The organism is Streptomyces sp. NPDC001401, from assembly GCF_042895385.1.
Classification (GTDB): Bacteria; Actinomycetota; Actinomycetes; order Streptomycetales; family Streptomycetaceae; genus Streptomyces.
Genome location: NZ_JBIAWI010000002.1, coordinates 602,213 through 614,875, shown reverse-complemented (window position 1 = coordinate 614,875; position 12,663 = coordinate 602,213). Strand labels below are relative to the sequence as shown.

At 71.3% G+C, this 12,663-nt stretch carries 13 protein-coding genes; 12 read left to right on the top strand and 1 reads right to left on the bottom strand.

What is annotated here, in order from left to right; all coding sequences use genetic code 11:
• Nucleotide 1 precedes the first annotated feature (1 nt).
• A complete protein-coding gene (gene sbnA / locus ACFY10_RS10370; protein WP_390664630.1) occupies nt 2-967 on the top strand; it encodes a 2,3-diaminopropionate biosynthesis protein SbnA in 966 nt (321 codons plus the stop codon).
• Nucleotides 968-1,126: 159 nt separating this feature from the next.
• On the opposite strand, the gene ACFY10_RS10365 is transcribed toward sbnA, so the two are convergent.
• The gene (locus tag ACFY10_RS10365; RefSeq protein WP_390664629.1) at nt 1,127-1,282 is read right to left on the bottom strand and encodes a hypothetical protein; all 156 of its coding nucleotides are present in this window, start codon (nt 1,280-1,282) and stop codon (nt 1,127-1,129) included.
• Between the two features lie 77 nt (nt 1,283-1,359).
• Between ACFY10_RS10365 and ACFY10_RS10360 the strand changes: the two genes are divergently transcribed.
• From ACFY10_RS10360 to ACFY10_RS10310, 11 genes are all read left to right on the top strand, one after another.
• Nucleotides 1,360-2,994, top strand: coding sequence for an acyl-CoA dehydrogenase family protein (locus ACFY10_RS10360; RefSeq protein WP_390664628.1), 1,635 nt, complete (start codon nt 1,360-1,362; stop codon nt 2,992-2,994).
• Between the two features lie 296 nt (nt 2,995-3,290).
• Entirely contained in the window at nt 3,291-4,577 is a 1,287-nt protein-coding gene (locus ACFY10_RS10355) for a GAF domain-containing protein (protein ID WP_390664627.1), read from the top strand.
• A 217-nt stretch (nt 4,578-4,794) separates the two neighbouring features.
• Nucleotides 4,795-6,069 carry a hypothetical protein gene (locus ACFY10_RS10350; RefSeq protein WP_390664626.1) on the top strand — a complete coding sequence of 425 codons (1,275 nt, stop codon included), beginning with the start codon at nt 4,795-4,797 and terminating at the stop codon, nt 6,067-6,069.
• 78 nt (nt 6,070-6,147) lie between these two features.
• Nucleotides 6,148-6,720 carry a GNAT family N-acetyltransferase gene (locus tag ACFY10_RS10345; RefSeq protein WP_390664625.1) on the top strand — a complete coding sequence of 191 codons (573 nt, stop codon included), beginning with the start codon at nt 6,148-6,150 and terminating at the stop codon, nt 6,718-6,720.
• Between the two features lie 127 nt (nt 6,721-6,847).
• Nucleotides 6,848-6,931 (top strand): putative leader peptide, encoded by an 84-nt coding sequence (locus tag ACFY10_RS10340; protein WP_310591794.1) that lies wholly within the window; start codon nt 6,848-6,850, stop codon nt 6,929-6,931.
• A 128-nt stretch (nt 6,932-7,059) separates the two neighbouring features.
• Nucleotides 7,060-8,757, top strand: a complete 1,698-nt coding sequence (locus ACFY10_RS10335) for a nitrite/sulfite reductase (RefSeq protein WP_390664624.1) — start codon at nt 7,060-7,062, stop codon at nt 8,755-8,757.
• Nucleotides 8,754-8,933, top strand: a complete 180-nt coding sequence (locus ACFY10_RS10330) for a hypothetical protein (RefSeq protein WP_030940226.1) — start codon at nt 8,754-8,756, stop codon at nt 8,931-8,933. The genes ACFY10_RS10335 and ACFY10_RS10330 overlap by 4 nt, the downstream gene beginning before the upstream one ends.
• Nucleotides 8,930-9,640 (top strand): phosphoadenylyl-sulfate reductase, encoded by a 711-nt coding sequence (locus tag ACFY10_RS10325; RefSeq protein ID WP_390664623.1) that lies wholly within the window; start codon nt 8,930-8,932, stop codon nt 9,638-9,640. Before ACFY10_RS10330 ends, ACFY10_RS10325 begins: the two co-directional genes overlap by 4 nt.
• 23 nt (nt 9,641-9,663) lie before the next feature.
• A complete protein-coding gene (gene cysC / locus ACFY10_RS10320) occupies nt 9,664-10,200 on the top strand; it encodes an adenylyl-sulfate kinase (protein WP_390664928.1) in 537 nt (178 codons plus the stop codon).
• Nucleotides 10,197-11,135, top strand: a complete 939-nt coding sequence (cysD, locus tag ACFY10_RS10315; protein WP_390664622.1) for a sulfate adenylyltransferase subunit CysD — start codon at nt 10,197-10,199, stop codon at nt 11,133-11,135. Before cysC ends, cysD begins: the two co-directional genes overlap by 4 nt.
• Nucleotides 11,136-11,137: 2 nt before the next feature.
• Entirely contained in the window at nt 11,138-12,472 is a 1,335-nt protein-coding gene (locus ACFY10_RS10310) for a sulfate adenylyltransferase subunit 1 (RefSeq protein WP_390664621.1), read from the top strand.
• The last annotated feature ends 191 nt before the right edge of the window (nt 12,473-12,663 follow it).

Below are 12,663 nucleotides of genomic sequence, written 5' to 3'. Positions count from 1 at the left end.
CATGCCCGTCATTTCTGATCCCGTTCAATTCAACGAGGAGGAGCTCTACGTCGACCTTCGGGCCGCGCTGGGGCTGCCGCTGTACCTGAAGTGCGAGGGCTTCAACTTCGCCGGCTCGATCAAGCTCAAGGCGGCGACCGAGATGGTGAACGCCGCCGAACGCGACGGTCTGCTGCGGCCGGGCTCGGTCCTGGTCGAGTCGTCGTCCGGGAACCTGGGCGTGGCGCTGAGCGTGATCGCGGCGAGCCGGGGCTACGGATTCCTATGCGTGACCGACGCGCGGTGCAACCAGCCGACGATCCGGCTGATGGAGTCCCTCGGCAGCCAGGTGCACGTCATCGAGGAACCGGCCGCGCACGGCGGTTTCCTGGGCGCGCGGATGGCGTACGTCAGCGCACTGTGCGCGTCCGACGAGCGGTACATATGGCTCAACCAGTACACCAACCAGGGCAACTGGAAGGCGCACTACCGCACCACGGCCCCCGCCATCGCCCGCCGCTTCCCGCACCTGGACGTCCTGTTCGTCGGGGCCGGCACGACCGGGACCCTGATGGGCTGCGCCCGCTGGTTCTGGCAGTGGCGGCGCCGGGTGCGCATCGTGGCCGTCGACAGCGTCGGCTCGGTGAGCTTCGGCGGGACGCCGGGGCGCCGCATGATCCCGGGGCTCGGGACGAGCGTGCCGCCGGCGCTGCTCGACGAGTCGTACGTGGACCACCTGGTCCGCGTCGAGGAGAGCGACGCCGTCCTCGCCTGCCGCCGCCTGGCCGCCCGCGGCTTCATGTTCGGCGGCTCCACAGGGACCGTGATCAGCGGCGCCGGCCAGTGGCTCGCCGAACACGGCCACCAGGGCCTCACCTCGGTGGCCATCGCCCCGGACCTCGGAGAACGGTATCTGGACACCGTGTACCGGGAGGGCTGGCCGGCGGACGTGGCCGAACCGGAGCCTGCGATGGCCCGGCTGGCCTGACGTCTCCAGCGCCCCCGGCGGGGACTGCGTCCCCTGCACCCCGCTTCCGGGGGCCGGCCCCCGGACCCCCGCTCCTCAAACGCCGGAGGGGCTGGATTCAGCGCTCGAGCCCGCTGCCGCCATCCCAGTCCCCCACCCACCCGATGGGGGGCGCACCTTCTAGCCGCCGGCGAGCGTCTTCCAGCCCGTCCGGCGTTTGAGGACGAGGCCGTTCAGGCCGATCCGGGGGTCCGGGGGGCAGGGCCCCCTGGCGGGGCCGAAGGGGCGGAGCCCCTGGTACGGGACGGGTAGGGGCGGCGGGGGCGCTGCATCCATCAGCGGCTCCGCCGCGGGCCGCCCCGCGGCCGAGGACCGTGCGTGACCCCCGCCCCGCCCCGAGGTACTTTCGCCGCATGGCAGGCACCACGCACACCGTGACCAACCAGCCCCCGCCCCTGGACGGCTACGACGTCTTCACCTCCGACCGCGCCCTGACCGCGGCCGTCGAGCGGCACCTGGACCCCGAGCTGCTCGACGAGGCCCACGGCGACCTGACCGCGCTCGGCCGGGCCTCCGGTTCGGCACAGCTGCAGGAGTGGGCGGTCCAGGCCAACGAGAACCCGCCCCGGCTGCGCACGCACGACCGCCACGGCCACCGTGTCGACGAGGTCGACTTCCACCCCGCCTGGCACCGCCTGCTCGGCAAGGGCGTCGCGGCGGGGCTGACCGCTGCCTGGGTCCGGCCCGGCGGCCATGTCCGCAGAGCCGCCGCGTTCCTGGTGTGGACGCAGGTCGAGGCCGGGAACCTGTGCCCCCTGTCGATGACCCATGCGGCCGTCCCCGCACTCCGCACCGACCCGGCCCTCGCCGCCGAGTGGGAGCCGCGGCTCACCTCCCTGGTCTACGACCGCGGGCTGCGGCCGGCCCGCCTCAAGGCCGGGGCCCTGTTCGGGATGGGCATGACCGAGAAGCAGGGCGGCAGCGACGTACGCGCCAATACGACGGCCGCGCGGCCCCTCGCCGAAGCGGGGACGTACGAGCTCACCGGGCACAAGTGGTTCTGCTCGGCTCCGATGTCCGACGGGTTTCTGGTGCTCGCGCAGGCTCCGGGCGGGCTCACCTGCTTCCTCGTGCCGCGCGTCCTGGAGGACGGCTCCCGCAACGTCTTCCTCATCCAGCGGCTCAAGGACAAGCTCGGCAACCGCTCCAACGCCTCCGGCGAGGTCGAGTTCGACGGCACCTGGGCCCGCCGGGTCGGCGAGGAGGGGCGCGGGGTGCGGACCATCATCGACATGGTGGCGGCGACCCGGCTGGACTGTGTGCTGGGCTCCGCGGGCCTGATGCGGCAGGCGGTCGCGCAGGCCGTGCACCACTGCACCTACCGGGAGGCGTTCGGCGCGAAGCTGGTCGACCAGCCGCTGATGCGCAACGTCCTGGCCGACCTGGCGCTGGAGTCCGAGGCGGCGACCACCCTCGCGCTGCGCCTCGCCGCCGCCTACGACGACGGCGGCGAGCAGGAGCGGGCGCTGCTGCGGATCGCCGTACCGACGGCCAAGTACTGGGTGACCAAGCGGTGTACGCCGGTCACGGTCGAGGCCGCCGAGTGCCTGGGCGGCAACGGGTATGTCGAGGAGTCGGGGCTGCCCCGGCTGGTGCGCGAGTCGCCGCTCAACTCGATCTGGGAGGGCGCCGGGAACGTGCAGGCGCTGGATGTGCTGCGCGCACTGCAGCGCGAGCCGCAGGCCCTGAACGCCTACCTCCAGGAGGTCGGCAAGGCCCGCGGCGCCGACCACCGCCTCGACGGCGCGATCAAGAACCTGCTGACCGAACTGGCCGATCTGGACGGAATCGAGGGGCGGGCCCGGCGGCTGACGGAGCGGCTCGCCCTGGTGCTCCAGGGTTCGCTGCTGGTCCGGTTCGCGCCGCCGGAGGTGGCCGACGCGTTCTGCGCCTCGCGGCTGGGCGGCGACGGGGGCGCGGCCTTCGGGACGCTGCCCCACACCCTCGATCTGGCGTCGGTGGTGGAGCGGGCCCGGCCTCTGCTCTGAACTGCGCTCATGCATGACGGGGGTGGTGCTGCGCCGACACGGCACCACCCCCGCTCAACGGGCCCGTTCGAGGCCACGAACGCCGCTCGGGACGGCGTTGCTCAATATTCAAACAATTTGGAGCCGTTCACCAGGGTTGCAAGGGGTTGCAACTTGCTGCTGTCTGTGGCTGGACTGCGCCCGTCCGTCAGGAACGAACGGCACTATGAGACGGACAGTGCGGACGACTCCGGCTCCGTGGCCGAAACGCGACGGGAAAGCGGTTGTCCCGAGCCCTTCTTCCGGGAGGCCCCGAGGTGCATCCGCCGACGGACGTGACGCAGCTCGCCGTGGTCGACACGGCGCGCGCGGCGCGGGTACTCAGCGAGGTCCGCGCCGCCAGGCTCTCCGGGCAGCGCACCCCCGTCGCGCCGCGCCCGGTGATCGAGCAGTCCTGGGGGCGCATGCTGCGCAGCGGCATCGACCCGGAACGCGACCACCGGTCCGGGCTGCTGCCCGCCGACGAGGTGCGGCGGCGCCGGGAGAGCACGACGCTGCGGCACGTCCTGCCGGTGCTGCGGGAGGGGCTGCTGTCGGTCGCGGACGTCGCCCACCACATCATGGTGGTCGCCGACCAGGACAGCCGGGTGCTGTGGCGCGAGGGCAGCCCGGCCGTGCTGCGCAAGGCGGACGGGCTCGGATTCGAACTCGGCGCCGACTGGCGGGAGGACGTCGTCGGGACCAACGGCATCGGCACCCCGGCGGTGGTGCGCCGGCCCGTGCAGGTCTTCGCCTCCGAGCACTTCGTGCGCTCGCAGACCTCCTGGACCTGTACCGGCGCGCCCATCACGGACCCGCGCGACGGCCGGCTGATCGGTGTCGTGGACGTCAGCGGGCCGCTGGAGACGATGCATCCGGCCACGCTCGCCTGGGTCGACTCGGTGGCCAAGCTCGCCGAGGCCCGGCTGCGCGAGCTGCACCTGACCTCGCTGGAGCGGCTGCGCGCGGTGGCCGCGCCGGTGCTGGCCCGGGTGGGCGGTCGGGCCCTGGCAGTGGACCGGGACGGCTGGACCGCGGCGGTGACCGGGATCCCGTACACCAGCCGGATCGCCCTGCCCAAGTCCCTGTCGGCGGGCCGCCGGTGGCTGCCGCCGCTCGGCCTGTGCTCGGTGGAGCCGCTGGCCGAGGGCTGGCTGATCCGGGCGACGGACGAGCCGGTGCCGCGCGCTGCCACGCGCATCGCGCTGGACCTGACGCAGCCGCGCCGCTGGTCGGTCACGGTGTCCGGGTCCGCGGGCTCCTGGAGCCACGAACTGAGCCCCCGGCACGCCGAGTTGCTCTATCTGCTCGCCCTGCACCGCAACGGCCGCAGCGCGGCGGGCCTGGCCGAGGACATGTTCGGCGACGCGGCCCGTACGGTGACGGTGCGCGCCGAGATGTCCCGAGTACGGCGCTATCTCGGGGGGTTGCTGGAGCACCGGCCGTACCGCTTCTCGGAGGACGCGGAGGTGGAGCTGCTCCTCCCGGCCGACCCGCACGAACTGCTGCCGCAGTCGACGGCACCGGCGGTGATCAACGTACGGCAGCCGGTGGACATGCCCTGAGCGCGTCGTTACGTATCCGGTTCATGTCCGGTTCATATCCGGTACGTGTCCGACACATACCCCTGAGTGACCCCACGGCCGTATCTTCCGCATATTTGCAGGGTCTTCGTCCCCGGCGGCGCCGGACTGCCGTAGCATCCCTCTACGGGCCACCCCACCTGCTCCTTTGGTCAACACACGGACCAATGGCCGCAGTTGGCCCGCCTCGGGAGGACGTATGAAGCAACGTGGCCGACACCGCAGGCAGAAGCGGGGCCGTGCGCTGCGCGCCTTCCTCGCCGGGACCGCCCTCGCACTCACCGCCGCCGCCACCATGATCAGCGCCTCGCAGGCCACGGTCGGCGACAAGCCGGGGGCCCTGAAGGCGCTCGCCGCGTCCGACCGGGCGGCCGGGCTGCGGCTCCAGGAGCGCCTGGTGCCGCAGAGCACGCTCGACCGGCTCGCCGCCGCGATGGGCAGGCCCGTCGGCGTGAGCACCGTCCTCGACGACGCCGACCACTCCCTGCGCACCGCGGCCGACTGCACGACCGCCGAGCGCACGGCGCTGCCCGTGGCGCCCGCGGCCACGCGCGCGTACTGCTGGGACGCCGCCGACACCCGCGGCTGGCGGGCCGGCGCGGTCACCACCTCCGGGGACGCGGACGACGACGGCCACTGGGGCGAGCACCGCGTGATCCTCTCCGGCTGGACCCACCGGACCGGACCGTCGGCGAAGCCGGGCCTCGCCCGGGTCGCCTTCGTCGACGCAAGCGACCCCGACCGCCTCATCTACGCCTGGGCGGCGCTCGCCGTCCCGGTCGACGGCGGCCGCGACTACCGCGGGCTCACCTCCCCCGTCTCCGGCATGGTCTGGTACCAGGGCAAGCTCCTGGTCACCGCCGCCGACGGCCTGTACGTGTACGACATGCACCGCATCCAGCGGGCCACCGTCGACAGCGGCACGGTCGGCAGGGTGCGCGGCGGCTGGGCGGCGTACGGCGCGCGGTACGTCCTGCCGGCCGTCGCCTCGTACCGCCTCACCGGCGGGAGCCCACGCCCGGCGGCGATCTCCCTCGACCGCAGCACGGCGCCCGACAGCCTGGTGGCGAGCGAGTGGGTGCCCTCGGACAGCGGACGGCACACCCGGCTGTGGCGCTACGCGTTCAGCAGCGACCCGGCCCGCGCCGGCCTGCTGGCCACCGACCCCGCGGGACGCGCGGTCGCGACCGAGGCGTACGAGACGAAGACGACCGGCGTCGGCGGTGTCCTGTCGTACGGCTCACAGTGGTACCTGGCCCGGGCGACGAACAGCCCGGACGGCCGCGGCACGCTGTGGCGGCAGAACGCGCGCGACGCGAAGGCCACCCAGTGCGGCTCGGACGAGACGAACCGCTGCTGGACCGGACAGGCCGGCTCCCTCTCCTACTGGGAGGAGACCGGTGAGGTCTGGTCCCAGTCCGGGCGGATGCTGTACGCACTGCCGATGAGTTCGATCGACAGGTCCCTGGGCTAGATCGAGAGGTCCCCGGGCCGGCCGCCGAGGCCGGCCGCCGATCGACGCGGCCACCGGCCGGATGATTCCCTGACGGGCATGACCAACATTCCCGTGACCACCTGGTCCCTGGAGCAGACCGCCCCGACCGACCTGCTTCCGGCCGCCGCGCCGGAGGGAGACGTACGGATCGTCCGCTCCGAGGTCCCCTCGCCCGAGTTCAGCCGCTTCCTGTACGCGTCCGTCGGCGGCGACATCCGCTGGATCGACCGGCTGGGCTGGACATATGCGCAGTGGCAGCAGTACCTGGACCGGCCGGGTGTGGAGACATGGGTGGCGTACGACCGGGGCACGCCCGCGGGATACGTGGAGCTGGACCCGCAGGACGACGGGGTCGTGGAGATCACCTACTTCGGGCTGATCCCCGCGTTCCGGGGACGCCGGATCGGCGGACACCTGCTGTCGTACGGCGCCGCCCGCGCCTGGGACCTCGCCGAGCGCCGGCCGGGACTGGCGCAGACGAAGCGGGTCTGGCTGCATACATGCAGCCTGGACGGGGAGCACGCCATGGACAACTATCTGCGCCGGGGGTTCAAGCTCTTCGACACCAAGGTCGAGGAGGAGGCCGAGGTCCCGGAGCCGGGCCCGTGGCCCGGGGCATACCGCGCCTGACCTGCACGGACAAGACCGGCGGCAGCCGATGTGATCGACGACACCCTTGTCCCACATTCCGGGACAAGGGTGTCCGCATCATGGACGAAGCTGGACTGTGTCCAGATTGCCATGACACGCTTCCGTCATGTCTGGAACTGGAATTGCCTTGGTGAGTCGGCGGCACGTCGACCTCGGCCGCATGTCCAGCGCCATCTGTCCGGCGCGCTGACGAACCGCAGCCCGCCCGACATCTCCTGACTCTCTGTCTCATCCTGCGCAAAGTCGCGCACGTACACCCATGCGCCCGTACGCGCAGGTCAGAGCCGATTTCCCGCCTGTCCCGAAGGACGTAGAACCATGGCCGCCACCCCGCAGAAGCCTGCCGCTTCGACTCCCCGCCGCAAGGTGAGCCGTCACCGCGGTGAAGGCCAGTGGGCCGCGGGGCACCACACCCCGCTGAACGGCAACGAGCAGTTCAAGAAGGACGACGACGGTCTCAATGTGCGGACACGCATTGAGACGATCTACTCCAAGCGGGGCTTCGACTCGATCGACCCCAACGACCTGCGCGGACGTATGCGCTGGTGGGGCCTGTACACCCAGCGCAAGCCCGGGATCGACGGCGGCAAGACCGCGATCCTGGAGCCGGAGGAGCTGGACGACAAGTACTTCATGCTGCGGGTGCGGATCGACGGCGGACGCCTCACCACCCAGCAGTTGCGTGTGATCGGCGAGATCTCGCAGGAGTTCGCGCGCGGCAGCGCGGACGTCACCGACCGGCAGAACATCCAGCTGCACTGGATCCGCATCGAGGACGTGCCGGAGATCTGGAACCGCCTGGAGGCGGTCGGGCTGTCCACCACCGAGGCCTGCGGCGACGTGCCGCGCGTCGTCATCGGCTCGCCGGTCGCGGGAATCGCCGAGGACGAGATCATCGACGGCACGTCCGCCATCGACGTGATCCACGAGCGGTACATCGGCAGCAAGGAATTCTCCAACCTGCCCCGCAAGTTCAAGACGGCGATCTCCGGCTCCCCGCTCCTGGACGTCGTCCACGAGATCAACGACATCGCGTTCGTCGGTGTCGAGCACCCCGAGCACGGCCCCGGCTTCGACCTGTGGGTCGGCGGCGGACTGTCCACCAACCCGAAGCTCGGCGTCCGGCTCGGCGCCTGGGTGCCGCTGGACGAGGTCCCGGAGGTGTGGGCCGGTGTGATCGGCATCTTCCGCGACTGGGGCTACCGCCGCCTGCGCACCCGCGCCCGGCTGAAGTTCCTGGTCGCCGACTGGGGCGCGGAGAAGTTCCGCCAGGTCCTGGAGGACGACTACCTCGAGCGCAAGCTCGTCGACGGACCCGCGCCCGCCGAGCCCTCGGGCCGCTGGCGCGACCACGTCGGTGTGCACCGGCAGAAGGACGGCCGGTTCTACGTCGGCTTCGCCCCGCGCGTCGGCCGCGTCGACGGCGCCACGCTCACGAAGATCGCCGAGGTCGCGGAGGCCCACGGCTCGGGCCGGGTGCGTACGACCGTCGAGCAGAAGATGATCGTCCTCGACGTCGAGGAGGCGCAGGTCGAGCCGCTGGTCGAGGCCCTGGAGGCGCTCGACCTCACCGCCAAGCCGTCCCCCTTCCGGCGCGGCACCATGGCCTGCACCGGCATCGAGTACTGCAAGCTCGCCATCGTCGAGACCAAGGCGCGCGGCTCCCAGCTGATCGACGAACTGGAGCGCCGGATCCCGGAGTTCGACGAGCCGATCACCATCAACGTCAACGGCTGCCCGAACGCCTGCGCCCGTATCCAGGTGGCGGACATCGGTCTCAAGGGGCAGCTGGTCCTCAACGACCAGGGCGAGCAGGTCGAGGGCTTCCAGGTGCACCTCGGCGGCGCGCTCGGCCTGGAGGCCGGGTTCGGCCGCAAGGTGCGTGGCCTGAAGGTCACCTCCGAGGAACTGCCCGACTACGTCGAGCGCGTCCTCAAGCGGTTCCAGGACGAGCGCGAGGACGGCGAGCGCTTCGCCGCCTGGGCCTCCCGTGCGTCCGAGGAGGCCCTCTCATGAGCGAGCGGGCCGCCCCTTTCTACTGCCCCTACTGCGGCGACGAGGACCTCCGTCCGAGCGAGCAGGGCCACGGCGCATGGGAATGCGCGGCGTGCAACCGGGCCTTCCAGTTGAAGTTCCTCGGGCTGCTCGCCCGGGGTCTTCAGCACTCCGAAGCAGGGGGAGACGAGATATGACCGCGGTGAAGGAAGAACGTACGACCGAGGATCTCAAGGCGCTCGCCGAGCAGGCGGGGAAGGACCTTGAGAACGCTTCCGCGCTGGAGATCCTCCAGTGGGCGGCGGAAACCTTCGGAAAGCGGTTCTGCGTGACGTCCTCGATGGAGGACGCGGTGGTCGCCCACCTCGCCTCCCGCGCCATGCCCGGCGTGGACGTCGTGTTCCTCGACACCGGTTACCACTTCCCGGAGACCATCGGCACCCGTGACGCGGTGGAGGCTGTGATGGACGTCAATGTCATCACGCTGACCCCGCGTCAGACGGTCGCCGAGCAGGACGCGGAGTACGGCCCCAAGCTGCACGACCGCGACCCCGACCTGTGCTGCAAGCTGCGCAAGGTCCAGCCGCTCGAGCAGGGCCTGAAGAGCTACGTGGCCTGGGCGACCGGTCTGCGCCGCGACGAGTCCCCGACCCGGGCGAACACCCCGGTCGTCGGCTGGGACGAGAAGCGCCAGAAGGTCAAGATCTCCCCGATCGCCCGCTGGACCCAGGACGACGTGGACGCCTACGTCGCCGAACACGGCGTACTGACCAACCCGCTGCTGATGGACGGCTACGCGTCCGTCGGCTGCGCCCCCTGCACCCGCCGCGTCCTGGAGGGCGAGGACGCACGCGCCGGCCGCTGGGCCGGAAGCGCCAAGACCGAGTGCGGGCTGCACGGATGACGACGACGATTCAGGAGACGAACGTGACGACCGGAGCCACCGTCTGGCTCACGGGTCTGCCGAGCGCCGGCAAGACCACCATCGCGTACGAGCTGGCCGGCCGGCTGCGCGAGGACGGCCACCTCGTCGAGGTGCTCGACGGCGACGAGATCCGCGAGTTCATCTCGGCGGGCCTCGGCTTCAGCCGCGAGGACCGGCACACCAACGTGCAGCGCATCGGCTTCCTCGCCGAACTGCTCGCCCGCAACGGCGTCAAGACGCTCGTCCCGGTGATCGCGCCCTACGCGGACAGCCGCGAGGCGGTGCGCAAGCGCCACCAGGAGGGCGGGGCGGCGTACATCGAGGTGCACGTGGCCACTCCGGTCGAGGTCTGCTCCGTACGTGATGTGAAGGGTCTGTACGCCAAGCAGGCGGCGGGCGAGCTGTCCGGGCTCACCGGGGTCGACGACCCCTACGAGGAGCCCGAGACGCCCGACCTGCGCATCGAGTCGCAGCACCAGACCGTCCAGGAGTCCGCGGCCGCGGTCCACGCGCTGCTCACCGAGAGGGGACTGGCATGACGACGACCGTCGCCGAGGCCGAAGAGGGGACGGACAGCCCGTACGCCCTCTCCCACCTGGATGCCCTCGAGTCCGAGGCGGTGCACATCTTCCGCGAGGTGGCGGGCGAGTTCGAGCGGCCGGTGATCCTTTTCTCCGGCGGCAAGGACTCCATCGTCATGCTGCACCTGGCGCTGAAGGCCTTCGCGCCGGCGGCCGTCCCCTTCTCGCTGCTGCACGTGGACACCGGGCACAACTTCCCCGAGGTCCTGGAGTACCGCGACCGGACGGTGGACCGGCACGGGCTGCGCCTCCATGTGGCCTCCGTACAGGACTACATCGACCGCGGTGTGCTGAAGGAGCGTCCGGACGGGACCCGCAACCCGCTGCAGACGCTGCCGCTGACGGAGAAGATCCAGGCGGAGAAGTTCGACGCGGTCTTCGGCGGCGGACGCCGGGACGAGGAGAAGGCACGGGCCAAGGAGCGGGTGTTCTCCCTGCGGGACGAGTTCTCGCAGTGGGACCCGCGCAGGCAGCGGCCCGAGCTGTGGAACCTGTACAACGGGCGGCACGCGCCCGGCGAGCACGTCCGCGTCTTCCCGCTGTCCAACTGGACCGAGCTGGATGTCTGGCAGTACATCGCCCGCGAGGGCATCGAACTGCCGGAGATCTACTTCGCGCACGAGCGTGAGGTGTTCCGGCGGGCCGGGATGTGGCTGACCGCCGGCGAGTGGGGCGGGCCGAAGGACACGGAGACCGTCGAGAAGCGGCTCATCCGGTACCGGACCGTCGGTGACATGTCCTGCACGGGCGCCGTGGATTCGGAAGCTGTGACGTTGGAGCAGGTCATCGCCGAGATCGCCGCCTCCCGGCTGACCGAGCGCGGTGCGACGCGCGCCGACGACAAGATGTCCGAGGCCGCGATGGAAGACCGTAAGCGCGAGGGGTACTTCTAAGCATGACCACGACCACGACCGAGGTCCTCTCGGACACGACCCTCCTGCGGTTCGCCACCGCCGGCTCCGTCGACGACGGCAAGTCCACCCTCGTCGGGCGGCTGCTGCACGACTCCAAGTCGGTCCTCACCGACCAGCTGGAGGCCGTCGAGCACGCCTCTCGCAACCGCGGCCAGGAGGCGCCCGACCTCGCGCTGCTCACGGACGGTCTGCGCGCCGAGCGCGAGCAGGGCATCACGATCGACGTGGCGTACCGCTACTTCGCCACGCCCAAGCGCCGGTTCATCCTCGCCGACACGCCCGGGCACGTGCAGTACACCCGCAACATGGTGACGGGTGCCTCCACGGCCGAGCTGACGGTGATCCTGGTCGACGCGCGCAACGGCGTCGTCGAGCAGACCCGCCGCCACGCGGCGATCGCGGCCCTGCTCCGGGTCCCGCACGTGGTCCTCGCGGTCAACAAGATGGACCTGGTCGACTACCAGGAGTCCGTCTTCGCCGCGATCGCCGAGGAGTTCACGGCGTACGCGCTCGAACTGGGCGTCCCGGAGATCACCGCGATCCCGATCTCCGCGCTGGCCGGCGACAACGTGGTGGACCCCTCCGCGAACATGGACTGGTACGGCGGCCCGACCTTCCTGGAGCACCTGGAGACGGTCCCGGTCACCCACGACCTGAGCCACTGCCACGCCCGCCTTCCCGTGCAGTACGTGATCCGGCCGCAGACCGCCGAGCACCCGGACTACCGGGGTTACGCGGGCCAGATCGCGGCCGGTTCGTTCCGGGTCGGCGAGGCGGTGACCGTGCTGCCCTCGGGCCGTGCCTCCCGTATCTCCGGCATCGACCTGCTCGGCGAGCCGGTCGACGTCGCCTGGACCACCCAGTCGGTGACGATCCTCCTGGAGGACGACATCGACATCTCGCGCGGCGACCTGATCGTGCCCAGCAAGGACGCCCCGGCGACCACGCAGGACATCGAGGCGACCGTCTGCCATGTCGCCGACGCGCCGCTCACCGTCGGCCACCGGGTGCTGCTCAAGCACGGCACCCGCACGGTCAAGGCGATCGTCAAGGACATCCCGTCCCGTCTCACACTCGACGACCTGTCCCTGCACCCGCACCCGGGACAGCTCGTCGCCAACGACATCGGCCGCGTGAAGATCCGTACTGCGGAGCCGCTGCCGGTGGACTCCTACGCCGACTCCCGGCGTACGGGCTCGTTCATCCTGATCGACCCCAGCGACGGCACCACGCTCACCGCGGGCATGGTCGGCGAGTCGTTCGCGTCCCCGGAGCCCGTCAAGGACGAGTCCGAAGACGACGGGTGGGACTTCTGACATGAACTCCCCCGACTACTACTCCACGTTCGCGAAGGAGGGCGGCCGCATCGGCAGCGGCGACCTCGGCAGCGGGCAGGGCGGAGTGGCGCGATGTGTGCGTTGACGTACGCGCACTGCCTGCGCGCCCTCACCCCCCACCGCCGTAGACGAAAACCTGCCGACCTCCCGGCCACGACCTGAGAGACCGT